Origin of the sequence: Streptomyces sp. NPDC087845, assembly GCF_044742755.1 — a bacterium.
Classification (GTDB): Bacteria; Actinomycetota; Actinomycetes; order Streptomycetales; family Streptomycetaceae; genus Streptomyces.
In genome coordinates this window covers 358,212-372,606 of the sequence record NZ_JBIUVC010000002.1, presented here as the reverse complement: position 1 = coordinate 372,606, position 14,395 = coordinate 358,212, and the positions used below count along the sequence as shown (strand labels likewise).

General features: G+C 71.2%; 11 protein-coding genes. 3 read left to right on the top strand and 8 right to left on the bottom strand.

Annotated elements, in window-relative coordinates:
* Window positions 1-58: 58 nt before the first annotated feature.
* The 5 genes from ACIOMQ_RS07265 to ACIOMQ_RS07245 form a co-directional block, all read right to left on the bottom strand.
* Window positions 59-2,905 carry an FtsX-like permease family protein gene (locus ACIOMQ_RS07265; protein WP_402188176.1) on the bottom strand — a complete coding sequence of 949 codons (2,847 nt, stop codon included), beginning with the start codon at window positions 2,903-2,905 and terminating at the stop codon, window positions 59-61.
* Window positions 2,902-3,690, bottom strand: a complete 789-nt coding sequence (locus ACIOMQ_RS07260) for an ABC transporter ATP-binding protein (protein ID WP_362192663.1) — start codon at window positions 3,688-3,690, stop codon at window positions 2,902-2,904. Before ACIOMQ_RS07260 ends, ACIOMQ_RS07265 begins: the two co-directional genes overlap by 4 nt.
* A gap of 286 nt (window positions 3,691-3,976) precedes the next feature.
* Window positions 3,977-4,606 (bottom strand): PadR family transcriptional regulator, encoded by a 630-nt coding sequence (locus ACIOMQ_RS07255; protein ID WP_362192666.1) that lies wholly within the window; start codon window positions 4,604-4,606, stop codon window positions 3,977-3,979.
* A 118-nt stretch (window positions 4,607-4,724) separates the two neighbouring features.
* The gene (locus ACIOMQ_RS07250) at window positions 4,725-5,450 is read right to left on the bottom strand and encodes a hypothetical protein (protein WP_401985942.1); all 726 of its coding nucleotides are present in this window, start codon (window positions 5,448-5,450) and stop codon (window positions 4,725-4,727) included.
* Window positions 5,451-5,804: 354 nt separating this feature from the next.
* On the bottom strand, window positions 5,805-7,430 hold the full coding sequence (locus ACIOMQ_RS07245; RefSeq protein ID WP_362192673.1) for a protein kinase domain-containing protein: 1,626 nt from the start codon (window positions 7,428-7,430) through the stop codon (window positions 5,805-5,807).
* Window positions 7,431-7,722: 292 nt separating this feature from the next.
* On the opposite strand from ACIOMQ_RS07245, the gene ACIOMQ_RS07240 reads away from it, so the two are divergent.
* Entirely contained in the window at window positions 7,723-9,354 is a 1,632-nt protein-coding gene (locus ACIOMQ_RS07240; protein ID WP_401262102.1) for a protein kinase, read from the top strand.
* Window positions 9,355-9,405: 51 nt separating this feature from the next.
* On the opposite strand, the gene ACIOMQ_RS07235 is transcribed toward ACIOMQ_RS07240, so the two are convergent.
* From ACIOMQ_RS07235 to ACIOMQ_RS07225, 3 genes are all read right to left on the bottom strand, one after another.
* On the bottom strand, window positions 9,406-10,398 hold the full coding sequence (locus ACIOMQ_RS07235) for a phosphotransferase (protein WP_362193694.1): 993 nt from the start codon (window positions 10,396-10,398) through the stop codon (window positions 9,406-9,408).
* A 121-nt stretch (window positions 10,399-10,519) separates the two neighbouring features.
* A complete protein-coding gene (locus tag ACIOMQ_RS07230; RefSeq protein WP_362192679.1) occupies window positions 10,520-10,954 on the bottom strand; it encodes a pyridoxamine 5'-phosphate oxidase family protein in 435 nt (144 codons plus the stop codon).
* Between the two features lie 240 nt (window positions 10,955-11,194).
* Entirely contained in the window at window positions 11,195-11,854 is a 660-nt protein-coding gene (locus tag ACIOMQ_RS07225) for a response regulator transcription factor (protein ID WP_362193697.1), read from the bottom strand.
* Window positions 11,855-12,194: 340 nt separating this feature from the next.
* Here ACIOMQ_RS07225 and pdhA point away from each other — a divergent pair, with 340 nt between their 5' ends.
* The gene (gene pdhA, locus ACIOMQ_RS07220) at window positions 12,195-13,412 is read left to right on the top strand and encodes a pyruvate dehydrogenase (acetyl-transferring) E1 component subunit alpha (RefSeq protein WP_362192682.1); all 1,218 of its coding nucleotides are present in this window, start codon (window positions 12,195-12,197) and stop codon (window positions 13,410-13,412) included.
* A gap of 2 nt (window positions 13,413-13,414) precedes the next feature.
* Window positions 13,415-14,395 carry an alpha-ketoacid dehydrogenase subunit beta gene (locus ACIOMQ_RS07215; RefSeq protein ID WP_362192686.1) on the top strand — a complete coding sequence of 327 codons (981 nt, stop codon included), beginning with the start codon at window positions 13,415-13,417 and terminating at the stop codon, window positions 14,393-14,395.

Below are 14,395 nucleotides of genomic sequence, written 5' to 3'. Positions count from 1 at the left end.
ACCGTTCGCGGGGGCACCAATTCAGCCGGTCAGGCCACTGACCGCACCGATGGCGTCGTCATCCGGGCCGCCGGGCCGACGTCAGGCGCGACCGTGTGAACGCCGCCGCGAGCACCCCGGCCAGCAGCGGAATGCACACGACCAGCAGGCCGATGGTCTCCCAGGGCAGCACGATCGGCGTGTACGCCGAGTGCGTGGGTTCGAGCCGCATCGTCTTGAGTGCTTCCTGCAGGTCGATGAGGCGCAGCGCCACCGCGGGCACCAGGCCCGCCAGTGTGCCGAGCACCACACCCGTGAGCGCCACGACCAAGCACTGGAAGCCGGAGAGCTTCCGTCGTACGCCCGGAGGGGCGCCCACCGCGCTGAGGGTGTTGAGATCGGCTTCCGCGTCCGCCTTGGCGAGGCCCGTCGTGATCGCGGCCGCGCCCAGGGTCACCGTGCCGGCGAACAGGGTCAGGATCAGCAGGCCGGTGTCGTCCCGCCGGCCGGGGCCGGATTCGGACTGCACCCAGAAGCCGCCGCCGGCCTGTTCGATGGCACCGGAAACCCGCTGGTACTCGGCGTCCGTCGGTGTATGGACGACGGCATACGCGCTTCCGGTCGCCCTGGTGTGCAGGCCGAGCCGCTCGGCGGTCTTCGCCGGGAGGATCATGCGGATTCCGGGGGTGGCGGCGTACTTCGCCGGGGCCACATACACCTTCAGCTTGTCCACGGTGGTCCGCGCCTTGCCCGGGTGGAGCTTCCCGTTCTCCTTGTCCTTCTCGCTGTACTGGTGGACCGCCTTGACGGTGACCTCGCCGTTCTTTGCGTACACCGGGTTGAGCAGCACCGGGGTGCCGGCGGCCAGTGCCCTGGCGGCCGCGGGGTCGTCGAGTTTCACGTACGTGTCGAGAAGGGCCGCGTCCGCGACGACGATGTCGCTCTCATCGGTGCTGAAGGCTCCGGATGCCGTCAGGTCGACGAGGCACGCGGGGGACCGCATCAGCTTCTTGTGCTCGTCGGCGGAGAGCCGCGCGGCGAGCTTCTGGGCACCCTTGCCGGTGAGCGGGCAGCTGTGGGCCTTGCCGGTGGGCTTGACCAGTTCCAGCGAGCCGCAGTGGTTCTCCTCGTAGGTGTTGCAGTCGCTGCCTGCCCAGACCCGCCGGAAGTCCGCGTGTCCGCTGGTGACGGCCAGGCTCCGTTCCACGGCCTTCCGCACCAGCGGGAGCCGCTCGGCCGCTTTCTCGTCGGTGGACGAGAGGACGACGGTTCCCTTGGTGAGCAGGGGAACGTAGTTGTACTCGTTCTCGGCCGACTGGCTGGCCATGTACGTGGCGATGGCCACCGAACCCGCGACGGCCGCCATCACCGCGGCGACCGCGGGGGCGGTACGGCCGCGGTTGCGGGCCGCGTCGCGCAGCGCCACCCGGGGCGAGAGAGGCAGCATCCTGCCGAGCCGCCCGAGAAAGCCGACGATCACCGGGATGCAGGCCAGCAGCCCGAGTTCGGCGACGATCGAGCCACCGGCGACCAGTGCCGAATTTCCGCTGATGCCGCCGTAGAGGGCGATCGCGGCGCCGAACGCCATCACGCAGGCGCCCAGGACGGGCAGCACGCGTGAGGAGCGACGGACGCCGCGGCGGCCGGTGAGCGACTCCAGTACGGACTGCCGACTCGCCACGATCGCCGGGGCGATCGCCGCCAGCAGGCCGGTGACCAGGCCGATCGCGGCGATGAGCAGCAACTCCAGGGGCGGCGTCGTGAGGGAGCCGAACCGCTTTCCGGCCCAGTTCTCGATCATGGGCTGAAGAGCCGTGGTGAGCCCGAGGCCGGCCACGACACCCGCCACCGCTCCCGTGCCGCCGAGCACCAGACCGCCGCCGAGCACCACGGCCCTGATGTGGCGCCGGTCTCCACCGCAGGTGCTGAGAAGGCCGAGTTGGCGGCGCGAACGGCGCGCGCCGACCGCGAAGGCCGGTCCGGCGAGCAGCACGATCTCCAGGACCGCCATGGCGATCACGGTGATCAGTGCCGTGCTGAGCACGTGGGGCTCGTTGTCGCTGATGCCGGGGTTTCTGGCCATCAGCGGGACCTCGGAGTCCGGCGGCGGGTCGTTGACGACCTGCCGGGACGTGACGAGCACGCCCGACTTGTTGGCCTCCACGACGGTCGGCCAGGTCACGCCGACCCCTGCGGGTCCCTTGACCAGCCAGTCCGTTGAACCGGCGTTGGGCGGAAGCACCTTCTTGTCGTGGTCGGCCTTGGCCTGCCACGGCGCGATGACCGCACCGGGGTCGGCGTAGAGCACCTTGGCCTTCAGCTCACTGGGCAGCTCGACCACGCCGGTGACGGTGTACGTCCGGCCGGAGTTGCGCACGGTGGTGGTCGAGCCGACGTGCAGTCCGGTCGCCTTCAGGAACGGCTCCGTGGCGGCCATCTCGCCCTTGCCGTGCGGGTAGGCGCCGCGCACGAGGTCGATCTTGCCGCGCACCATCTCGTCCGACGTCCGGATCTCGACGATCTCGGTGTCCGTGACGCCGTACCGGGTGGTGACATTCGCCGGGACGGACTGCATGGTGATCGCCCGCGAACCCTCGGGGAACGTCGCCCTGACGTCGACCGCGCCGCCGTCCTTCACGGGCGGTGCGTCGTCGACGCCCATGTAGACGTTGCTCACCGCTCCGTCGGGGAGCTGCTCGATGGGCCCCATCGCCTCGTCGCTGAACAGCGCGTCGGCGGAGCCGATTTTGCTGGTCAGCGTCTCGGCGACGCTCGGCGTCACGCTGCGGAACGTCACATCGAGCGCCGTGACGCCGAGTACCGGTACCGCGATCATCGCGACCACCAGCGCGCTGCGGCCCTTGGCGCGCATCGCGTCGCGCCTGGCGATGCGGAGGGCGGCGCGCCAGCCCGTGAAGACGCTCACGCGGCGCCCTCGGCACCCTCGGCGGCCAGCAGCGAGTCGGCGCCGGCGGTGAGCGTCTGGTCGACGAGCGAGCCGTCCCGGAGGAACACGACCCGGTCCGCCCAGGCGGCGTACCGCGGCTCGTGCGTGACCATCACACCGGCCGCGCCCTTGTCGCAGCGGTTGCGCAGCAGCGCGAGCACGGCCTCGCCGGTCTCGGAGTCGAGCGCCCCGGTCGGTTCGTCGGCGAGTACGAGGCGCCGGTCCCCCACCAGCGCGCGGGCGATCGCGACGCGTTGCTGCTGGCCGCCCGACATCTCGTCCGGGAACCGGTCGGCGATCTCCAGGAGCCTCATCTCCTCCAGCGCCGCCCGCGCTTCCTTGCGGGCCTTGCGCACGGAGACCCCGTCGAGCTCGCGCGGCAGGGCGATGTTCTCGGCGGCGGTGAGCGCGGGGATCAGGTTGTAGTCCTGGAAGACATAGCCGATGCTGCGGCGGCGCAGGGCGGCGACGCCCTTGCGGCCGAGACCGGATATGTCCTGGCCCTCGATCATCACCTGGCCGCTGGTCGCGGTGTCGAGGCCGCCCGCGATGGTCAGCAGGGTGGACTTTCCGGAGCCCGAGGGCCCCATCACCGCGACGAGTTCACCGGCGTGCACGGCGAGGTCGATGCCGCGAAGGGCGTGCACCTCGGCGATGCCGGTGCCGTGGGTGCGGGTGAGTGCTCGGAGTTCGAGCACCGGTGCGTCGACGGCCGGCGATGAGCCGGACGAGGCCGTGGAACGGGACGGCGCGCGCGAGGACATGGTGGGTGGTTCCCCCTTGGAGCGGATCTGTCGGGCCGACGCCGGACGCCGAAGCGGTCCGGGGCCGGCACGGGGTGCGTGCGCGGTGGGCCGTGGCGGTGCTGGGCGCCGGGCGCGTGCGCGGTGGGCCGTGGCGGTGCTGGGCGCCGGGTGCGTGCGCGGTGGGCCGTGGCGGTGCTGGGCGCCGGGTGCGTGCGCGGTGGGCCGTGGCGGTGCTGGGCGCCGGGCGCGTACGCGGTGGGCCGGGGCGGTGCCGGGCGCCGGGCGCGTACGCGGCGGGCCGTGGTCAGCGCCGGGTGCGCGGGCGGGCGATACGGGCAGGAGCGCGGTCGGCCGGGGTGCGGCCGGTCGTACGCGCCTCGGGCTCCGGCTCCGTGGCGGCGGCCTCGGCGAGGCGGATCAGCCGGGACTCGCAGTGGTCCAGCCAGCGGGCCTCGGCCTCCGCCTGGAAGATCAGCTGTTCGATTACGAGCAGCCAGGCCACCTCGTCGCGGTTGGCCGGGACATCGGCGAGGGCCTGTGCCTTGAGGCGGGTGTAGTCCTGCATCGCCTTCACCGTGTGGTGGCGCTGGGCCTGGATGACGGCCCGGATGTCCACACCGGGCGCGCCGACCGCCATGGCGAGCTTGATGGCCAGCTCGTCGCGGGGCGGATTGGTGCGGTCGACGGGCGTTTCGAACCAGCTCCGCAGTTCGGTGCGGCCGTCGTCGGTGATGGCGTAGAGGGCGTGCCCCTGGTCGTCCTCGTCGTCCTGGACGACCAGGCCGTCGCGCTCCAGCCGGTTCAGGGTCGTGTAAACCTGGCCGACGTTGAGCGGCCAGGTGGAGCCGGTGCGCGACTCGAATTCGGTACGGAGCTGGGAGCCGTATCTGGGCCCCCGTTCCAGCAGGGCCAGTAGCCCGTGACGGATCGACATACTGAGTATGTATACCGAGTATGTTGTTCGGCGCAAGTCCCGTCGGGAGCCCATGGGCGCTGGTGGGAAGGCCGTGGGTGCTGGGGTAGGGGAGGCTGCGGCGGGGCTGCGGCCCGCCTCAGTTCGGGCGGCGCATGCGGAACGCCAGGAAGCCCAGGCCCAGTCCTATCAACGCGATTCCCCCTCCCAGCGACACCCGCTGCACCCGCTCCGCGGCCGGACCGCCGAAGGCCTGGGGCGCGGGCCGGCCGGGCTCGGGTGACGTGCTGGCCGCCGGTATCGCGGCGGGCACCGGCCCCGGATCGGTTGCCGCAGGTCGCGCGTCGGGCTCGTCGAGGGAACTGTTCGCGTGGGTGGGCTCCCACGGCGGGTGCGGCCGTCCGGGCCGCAGTCGCCCCTCCCCGGCCTCGCGCCCGGCGAGCGGGGACTGCGCTTCGGGGGGCGGTGACCCGTCGGCCGCGGAGGCGGGGGAAGGGTCGGCGGAGGGCGGGGGTGAAGGGGCGCCGGAGGTCGGGGAGGGGGATGCCGGGGATGCCGGGGATGCCGGGGGTGCGGAGGACGCCGGGGGTGCGGGGGCGGTCGAGGCGTCGTCGGGGGGAGTGGCCGTGGGTATCGCGGGGGATTCGGCCGAAGGAGTGGCCGAGGGGGTGGCCGGAGCTTCGTCCGGCGGTTCGGTATCGGGGGCGGTGGACGGGCGGGCGGGCGGTGCGGACGACGTGGTCGCGGGCGGCGTCACCGGGACGCTGACCGCCCCCGCCGCCCCGCCGGGCGCACGCCGTTCCGCGTGCGCCTCGCCCGTCGCGGCCCCCAGCGCCGCGCCCGCCGAGAATATGAGGCAGACCACGCACCTCGTGGACCGCGAAGGGAGAAGTCCTGGAGCCATGAGGGCAGCGTCACATGTGACGATATGTCCGGCATCTCGGGCGTGTGGTGAACCCCTGGGGCCGCACCGGTCCCTGGGAGCCGCCACTACGCGTTGGAGCCGCCACTACGCGTGCGCGGTCCCGGAAGGCACCCTCGCGGACGGACACAGCGGGCCGTCACTTCCCCACAGCCGTGCACCACGGCCTGCCCGCGCATCACGGCCTGCCCGTGCCCCACGGCCTACCGCTGATCTGTGCACCGCCCTCCGACCGCCTACCCGCGCAGCACCCTCTGCGCAAGCACCCTCTGCGCGAGCATCCGTGCCCGCGTCCGCTCAGGCCGGGTCGCCCGTCGCGATGCGCAGTTCGAAGTGGGCGCCGGTCTTGGGCACGGCCGTTCCGGAGGTCGGGAACTGGTCGACGACCTGGTCCTCCGCGTAGGCGTTCCCGGGGACCTTGATCTCCTTGATCGTCCAGCCCGCCGCGTCCGCGCACGCCTTCGCCGAGAGGATGTCCTTGTAGAGGAAGCTCGGCGCGTCGACCTTGTTCGGGTCGTTGGTGTCCTCCAGGGGGTCCGTGCAGGCCTCGGTCCTCATCGTCCGGTTCCGCTCCGGGTCCTTGTGCTCGCTCGTGGCCGGCGAGTCGTTCGCGGCGGGGTCGTCGCCCGAACCCGGGTCCTTCAGCGAGAGCACGGTGATCAACCCGCCGATCGCGATCAGCGCGACCACGATCGAGCCGACGATCACCGGCATGTTCCGCCTGGAGTCGCCCCCGCGGGAGCCGGGCTGCGTCTGCGGCGCGATCGTGTACGGCGGCGGGGTCTGCTGCTGCATCGGGGACATCGGCGCCTGGCCCTGGTACGCCGGGCCCGACTGCGGATAGCCGTACGACGGAGCCGGGGTCGGCGCGCCGTACGGGCCCGACTGGTACGGGCCCGGCTGGTACGGCGTCTGGACGCTCTGCGGTGCCGGAGTGGACTGGTCGACCGGCGGGAAGACCGCCGAGCCGACGCCCGAACCGCTGTTCGACGGTGCGCCGCCGCCCGCGACGATCACCGGGGCGCCCGTCTGCGCGCCCGCGCTCAGCACACGCGCGATCTCGTCCTGCATCGCCGCGGCGCTCGGGAAGCGCTCGTTCGGGTTCTTCTTCAGCGCGCGGGCGACGAGCGCGTCCATCGCCGGGGTGATCGACCGGTTGATGGCGGAGGGCGCGACCGGCTCCTCCTGGACATGCGCGTACGCGATGGCGAGCGGCGAGTCCGCGTCGAACGGGATGCGCCCGGTCAGCAACTGGAACAGCATGATGCCGACCGAGTACAGGTCGGAGCGCGCGTCCACCCCGCGGCCCAGGGCCTGCTCGGGGGAGAGGTACTGCGGGGTGCCGACGACCATGCCGGTCTGCGTCATCGAGGTGACGCCCGACTGCATGGCGCGGGCGATGCCGAAGTCCATGACCTTCACGACACCGCGCCGGGTCACCATCACGTTGCCGGGCTTGATGTCGCGGTGGACGAGACCCATTTCGTGGCTGGTGTCCAGCGCGGCCAGTACGTCGGACGTCACCTTGAGCGCCTTGTCGGCCGGCATCGCGCCGTAGCTCTGGATGTCCGCCTGGAGCACGGAGCCGAGCGGCTGCCCCTCCACGTACTCCATGACGATGTACGGCATCAGCGCGCCGCCGAGCTCGTCCTCGCCGGTGTCGAAGACGGAGACGATGTTGGTGTGCTGCAGTTTGGCAACAGCCTGCGCCTCGCGCCGGAACCGTTCGCGGAACGACTGCTCGCGGCCCAGCTCCGTGTGCAGTGTCTTGATTGCGACCTGGCGGTCCAGAGCGGAGTCGTACGCCAGATATACGGACGCCATCCCGCCTTCGCCGAGCAGGTCGCGAAGCTGGTACCGGCCGCCGGCGACCGAACCGCCCGCGTAGCGCCCTTGAGCGCCGTGTGCGCCGTCCTGGCTCATGACTTGCTTCCCCCTCGGCGCGCGACTGACGCGATGATCCCTATCAGGCCAAGTCTGCCCGAGGGGTACGACACGTCAAGCCAGGTGCTCGTTCCGTGACCCTACGCACAAGAAGCGTCTCGGAAGCGTTACAGGAACCTCATGGAATTTGTGCGCCCGGCGCGCCGGGCGGTTGGATGACCGGTCCCTCTCGGAAACGGTGTGTCCGGCAAAGGCTGTAGCGTGACGTGGCAATGCAGCTAGACACCGTGAGAACCCGCGGACGCGCGGACAGATACGACGGCGAGGACTGATGGCACCCGATTCCGAAGCAAACGGCGGCGGAGTTTCGGATGGCACCGACTCCTGGGGCATCGACGGTGTCGTCGGTGACGGACGTTACCGGATGACCCACCGGCTCGGCCGGGGCGGCATGGCGGAGGTCTTCGCGGCCGAGGACGTCAGGCTGGGACGCACGGTGGCGGTGAAGCTCCTGCGTGCCGACCTCGCGGAGGACCCGGTCTCCAAGGCCCGGTTCACGCGCGAGGCGCAGTCGGTCGCGGGCCTCAACCACCACGCGATCGTCGCCGTGTACGACTCCGGCGAGGACGTCGTGGGCGGCCAGACCGTCCCCTACATCGTGATGGAGCTCGTCGAGGGCCGCACCATCCGCGACCTGCTCCTCAGTGCCGAGGCCCCGCCGCCCGAGCAGGCGCTGATCATCGTCTCGGGCGTGTTGGAAGCCCTCGCGTACTCGCACCAGCACGGCATCGTGCACCGCGACATCAAGCCCGCCAACGTGATCATCACGAACTCGGGCGCGGTCAAGGTGATGGACTTCGGCATCGCCCGTGCGCTGCACGGCGCGCAGTCGACGATGACGCAGACCGGCATGGTCATGGGGACGCCGCAGTACCTCTCCCCCGAGCAGGCGCTGGGCAAGGCCGTCGACCACCGCTCCGACCTCTACGCCACCGGCTGCCTGCTGTACGAACTCCTGGCGCTGCGGCCTCCGTTCACGGGCGAGACGCCGCTCTCCGTCGTATATCAGCATGTGCAGGACATTCCGATCCCGCCGTCCGAGGTGCTGGACATGGTGCCGCCGGAGCTGGACGGGCTGGCGATGCGCGCGCTCGCCAAGGACCCGGACGACCGGTTCCAGAGCGCCGAGGAGATGCGCGGCCTCGTCCAGTACAGCCTGCAGATGCTCCAGGTGCAGGGCGGCCACACGGGCACCTGGAACACCGGCCCGGTCGCGATGCACGAGGGCGGCCACACCCCGGCCCTGGGCGTCACCGGCGCCACGATGGCGATGGGCCACCCGCAGCACGGCGACACCTCGCAGGGCCCGATCCTGCCGCCGATGAACCCCGATGACGGTGGTTACGAAGGCGGGCACCAGGGAGGTGGCGGCCGCAGCAAGCTGTGGCTGTTCGTCGTGCTCGCGCTGATCGCGATCGGGGCCGGCGTCGCCATGGCCGTCAACGCGGCGGGCAACAACGACAACCAGCACAAGAAGACGCCCACGGAGACCTCCGTCTCGCCGTCCGAGCCGGAGAGTCCGCCCTCGCCGACCGACCGGCAGACCGAGCGCAGCCAGCAGCCGGAGAACTCCACCGGAAACCAGCAGGAAACGACCCCGCGGCACTCCTACTCCCCGTCGGTCCCGCCGAGCAAGCCGTCCGAGCCGCCGTCCAACAAGCCGTCGACACCGTCCACGGGCGGCAACACCGACGCCGGTACCGGCACCGACGGCAGCACGGGGACGGACGAAGGCACCAGCACCGGTTCGGGCGACAGCGGCGGCACCGGTACGGGCGGCAACACCGACAACGGCGCGACAGCGGGTACGGGAGGGAACGAAGGCGGTTCCGCCGGCGACACCACGGGGACCAGCGCGGGTCAGGGCGGCAACGCCGGCCTCCCCGGGGGCGCGGCCCCCTGACCTTCCAGGGGCCTCACCACTTTCCGGGGGCCTCACCGCCTTCCCGGGGACTCACCCGGTGAACGCCTCGCACACCGCCTCGTACTCGCGCGTCCACCAGACCGCCAGGGCCGACACCGCAGGGAACTGCGGGTCGGCCCTCCGGTCGTGCAGGCGGTACCGCCAGCGCAGTATCCAGAAGTCGTTGAGCCGCTCCCACCACACCCGGTGCACCGCCGCGGCCAGTTCTGCCGCTCCCGCCCCGGCCGCCCGCCGGTAGGCACCCGCGTACGCCCGTACCTTCTCCAGTTCCAGCTTTCCGGCCGGCTGCACGAAGAAGATCGCCGCGGCCCGTACCGCCTCCTCCGCGCGAGGCTGGACTCCCAGCCGGTCCCAGTCGACGATCGCGACCGGGTCGGTGCCCCGGTAGAGGACGTTCAGCGGGTGGAAGTCGCCGTGCACCCACCCGGTGGCCGGGATGTCGGGGGTGGGCGGCCGGCGGTCGGCGTGCTGTTCCAGCAGGGCCCGCCGCTCCAGGAGGCGGTGTTCGGCCAGCTCGTCGAAGGAGTCCCGGGGGTGGCGCCCGCGCGCCGCCGCCAGCAGGTCCTCGATCAGCGCGAAGGTGTCGGCGGGGTCGGGGCTCCGGTACCCGCCGGACCGGCCGGCGAGCCCCGTGCCCGCCTCCATGACCTGTTCGAGCCCGGTGTGCACGGCCCCGAGCAGCGCTCCGAGCCGCTGCGACTGGTCGGCGGTGAGCTGGGCGCCGGCCCGGTGCAACCCGTCGACCCAGGGGTGCAGGGCGTAGCACCGGCCGCCGATCTCCGTCACCGTGTCGCCCTCGGTGTCCTCCACGGGCGGGGCGACGGGCACGCCGAGTGACTGGAGCCGCTGGGTGGCGCGGTGCTGGCGGACGATCGTGGCGCGGTCGCCGGTGGCGTCGTCGAGGTGGTGCTTGAGGAAGTAGCGGCCGCGGGTGGTGGAGACGCGGTAGCCGTGGTTGAGCAGCCCCTGGGTGATGGGCTTGCAGGTGAGGGGCTCACCGGCATCCGGGTAGCGGCGCAGCACCTCGTCCACCGGAGGAACGGGCGGGCGGGGCGCGGCCGGACGGGGTGCGGACGAGCACAGCGCCTCGCCGGCCGGCGGAGCAGACGGAAGGGTTACAGATGAGCGCAGCACTCGCCAGATGTTAGATCACGCTGCGTTGCGGCTCCGCGGACTTGCGCGGGAAGCCCAGAGTGTGCACGGAGACGAAGTGCGGGGCGACCCCGAGGTAGGCCGGGGCGAAGGGCTCTCCGTTCACCTGGGCCGGGGCGGCGCCGAAGCGCTCCTGCTGTTCGGGGGTCGGGTGCACGATCTCGGCGGGGCCGGTGAACTGCACGGACCACAGCTCACCGGCGTCCCCGCAGGCTGCGGTGTTGAAGTTGTCCGCCCCGTACGCCACGACCGTGCCGTTGCAGGCCTCGTGGTAGCCGAGGCCGTCGTGCATCCGCAGGACGACGCGGCCGTCGATCACGATGTGGCGGGCGACCGCCAGTATCGGGAGGGCTCGCATGCTCGTCGCCAGTCGGCCGTACGGGACGCGGCCGAGCAGTTCGATCGCGTGGAGTTCCTCAGGGGGCATGCCCTCGACTCTCCGTCACCGGGGAGGCCGTGAACAGAGGCCGCGGCCCCAGGTGGTCCGGGACCAAAGTCCCGAAGATCACCGAGGGCCGCGGCCTCTTCGCCCACTTCCCGGCATGTCCGGCGCGCGCCGCCCGCCCGCGCATCCGGGCCGCCTTGCCGTGTGCCGCCCGGTCCCGTCCCGGCCGTCCCGTCACGCGGTGCTCGACCGCCTGCGCCCCGGGCTGTTCCGCCGTGCTGCTCAGCCCTTCTCGGCCTGGAGCCTGGCCACGTACGCGGCGGCCTGCGAGCGCCGTTCCATGCCCAGTTTGGCGAGCAGGCTGGAGACGTAATTCTTGATCGTCTTCTCGGCGAGGTGCAGCCGCTCGCCGATCACCCGGTTCGTCAGTCCCTCCCCGATCAGATCGAGGATCTTGCGCTCCTGTTCGGTGAGGCTGTCGAGCTTGTCGTCGCCCCGGCCCTTCTTGCCGTCGCGCAGCCGTTCCAGCACCCGGGCGGTCGCGACCGGGTCCAGCAGCGACTTCCCGGCCGCCACGTCCCGTACCGCGTTCAGCAGTTCGTTGCCGCGGATCGCCTTCAGCACATAGCCCGAGGCACCCGCCATGATCGCGTCGAAGAGCGCCTCGTCATCGGCGTACGAGGTCAGCATCAGGCACTTGATGCTCTCGTCCTGGGAGCGGATCTCCCGGCAGACCTCCACCCCGCTCCCGTCCGGCAGCCGTACGTCGAGCACCGCCACATCGGGCCGGGTCGCGGGGATGCGGACCAGCGCGTCCGCCGCCGTGCCGGCCTCACCGACGACCTCGATGTCGTCCTCGACCGAGAGCAATTCATGGACTCCGCGCCGGACGACTTCGTGGTCGTCCAGCAGAAAAACAGTGATTTTTCCTTGTTCGCGCACAAAACGCAGTCTCACACACTCGCCTCTTCCCTGCCGCCGAACGGCGGGATAACGTGCCGTTGTTCCGGCGGCCTGCAAGGCTGTTCCCAGAGCTGTGACCAGCGAGAGTTCCCGACTTTTTCGATTTACTTGGAAATCCAAGCAAAATCGCAGGTCAGATAGGGTTTCGCAGTTATGCGGCCTACTGGGTAACGTGCTTTTGGCAGGGCGCTCGCCGGGGCACCTGTCACGCCTGTTCCCGGACCGAGCGGCACCCACCCCGTGCACGGGTACGGACACAGGCGAGCCGCACTGGCTTCCCGGCAGACCCCGGGGGCCGGACCGACGGAGGAGCACGCACGTGACCGTGGAGAGCACTGCCGCGAGCAAACCGCGACGCAGCAGTAAGCGGACCAGCGCCGTGAAAACGACCGCGAAGACGACCGTGAAAACGACCGCGAAGACGTCCGCGAAGACGCCCGCCAAGACGCCGCAGAGTTCCGAGCCCGAGCTCGTACAGCTGCTGACGCCCGAGGGCGAGCGCGTGGAGCATCCGGACTACCGGATCGACCTGACCGCCGAAGAACTGCGCGGTCTGTACCGGGACATGGTCCTGACCCGCCGCTTCGACGCCGAGGCCACCGCCCTCCAGCGCCAGGGCGAGCTGGGCCTGTGGGCCTCCCTGCTCGGCCAGGAGGCCGCCCAGATCGGCTCCGGCCGGGCCCTGCGCGACGACGACTACGTCTTCCCGACGTACCGCGAACACGGCGTCGCCTGGTGCCGCGGGGTCGACCCGACCAATCTGCTCGGGATGTTCCGCGGTGTGAACCACGGCGGCTGGGACCCGAACAGCAACAACTTCCACCTGTACACGATCGTCATCGGCTCGCAGACCCTGCACGCCACCGGCTACGCCATGGGCGTCGCCAAGGACGGCGCGGACTCGGCCGTGATCGCGTACTTCGGCGACGGCGCCTCCAGCCAGGGAGACGTCGCCGAGTCCTTCACCTTCTCCGCGGTCTACAACGCCCCGGTCGTCTTCTTCTGCCAGAACAACCAGTGGGCGATCTCCGAGCCGACCGAGAAGCAGACCCGCGTCCCGCTCTACCAGCGCGCGCAGGGCTTCGGCTTCCCCGGCGTACGGGTCGACGGCAACGACGTCCTCGCCTGCCTGGCGGTCACCAGGTCGGCGCTGGAGCGGGCCCGCCGGGGAGAAGGGCCCACGCTCGTCGAGGCGTTCACCTACCGCATGGGCGCGCACACCACCTCCGACGACCCGACGAAGTACCGGGCCGACGAGGAACGCGCCTCCTGGGAGGCCAAGGACCCGATCCTGCGACTGCGTACCTACCTGGAGAAGCAGGGCGCCGCCGACGAGGCGTTCTTCACCGCGCTGGAGGAGGAGAGCGAGGCCCTCGGCAAGCGGGTGCGCGAGGCGGTACGGGCGATGCCCGATCCGGACCCGATGGCGATGTTCGACCACGTCTACGCCGACGGGAGCCCGCTCGTCGACGAGGAGCGCGCCCAGTTCGCCGCCTACCAGGCATCGTTCGCAGACACCGCCGAGGAGGGCAAGTAGCCATGGCCATGGAAAAGATGTCCATCGCGAAGGCTCTCAACGAGTCGCTGCGCAAGGCTCTCGACACCGACCCCAAGGTCCTCATCATGGGTGAGGACGTCGGCAAGCTGGGCGGAGTCTTCCGGATCACCGACGGACTCCAGAAGGACTTCGGCGAGGACCGGGTGATCGACACCCCGCTCGCCGAGTCCGGCATCGTCGGTACGGCGATCGGCCTGGCCCTGCGCGGCTACCGGCCTGTCGTGGAGATCCAGTTCGACGGCTTCGTCTTCCCCGCGTACGACCAGATCGTCACGCAGCTCGCGAAGATGCACGCCCGCGCGCTCGGCAAGATCAAGATGCCGGTCGTCGTGCGGATCCCGTACGGCGGCGGCATCGGCGCCGTCGAACACCACAGCGAGTCCCCCGAGGCCCTGTTCGCGCACGTCGCGGGCCTGAAGGTGGTCTCGCCGTCGAACGCGAGCGACGCCTACTGGATGATGCAGCAGGCCGTCCAGAGCGACGACCCGGTCATCTTCTTCGAGCCGAAGCGCCGCTACTGGGACAAGGGCGAGGTCGAGACCGACTCCATCCCCGGTCCGCTGCACAAGGCCTCGGTGGCCCGTACCGGCACCGACCTCACGCTCGTCGCGTACGGCCCGATGGTGAAGGTCTGCCTGGCGGCGGCCGAGGCCGCCGAGGAGGAGGGCAAGTCGATCGAGGTCCTGGACCTGCGCTCGATGTCCCCGATCGACTTCGACGCCATCCAGACCTCGGTCGAGAAGACCGGCCGGCTCGTCGTGGTCCACGAGGCGCCGGTGTTCTACGGCTCCGGTGCCGAGATCGCCGCCCGGATCACCGAGCGCTGCTTCTACCACCTGGAGGCACCGGTGCTGAGGGTCGGCGGCTATCACGCCCCGTATCCGCCGGCGCGGCTGGAGGACGAGTACCTGCCGGGTCTCGACCGCGTGCTCGACGCCGTCGACCGCTCGCTGGCGTACTGA

Coding starts and splice junctions, on each gene's coding strand:
- ACIOMQ_RS07260 (WP_362192663.1), bottom strand. CDS start 3,690: ATGTCCTCGCGCGCGCCGTCCCGTTCCACGGCCTCGTCCGGCTCATCG.
- ACIOMQ_RS07255 (WP_362192666.1), bottom strand. CDS start 4,606: ATGTCGATCCGTCACGGGCTACTGGCCCTGCTGGAACGGGGGCCCAGA.
- ACIOMQ_RS07245 (WP_362192673.1), bottom strand. CDS start 7,430: ATGAGCCAGGACGGCGCACACGGCGCTCAAGGGCGCTACGCGGGCGGT.
- ACIOMQ_RS07240 (WP_401262102.1), top strand. CDS start 7,723: ATGGCACCCGATTCCGAAGCAAACGGCGGCGGAGTTTCGGATGGCACC.
- ACIOMQ_RS07230 (WP_362192679.1), bottom strand. CDS start 10,954: ATGCCCCCTGAGGAACTCCACGCGATCGAACTGCTCGGCCGCGTCCCG.
- ACIOMQ_RS07215 (WP_362192686.1), top strand. CDS start 13,415: ATGGCCATGGAAAAGATGTCCATCGCGAAGGCTCTCAACGAGTCGCTG.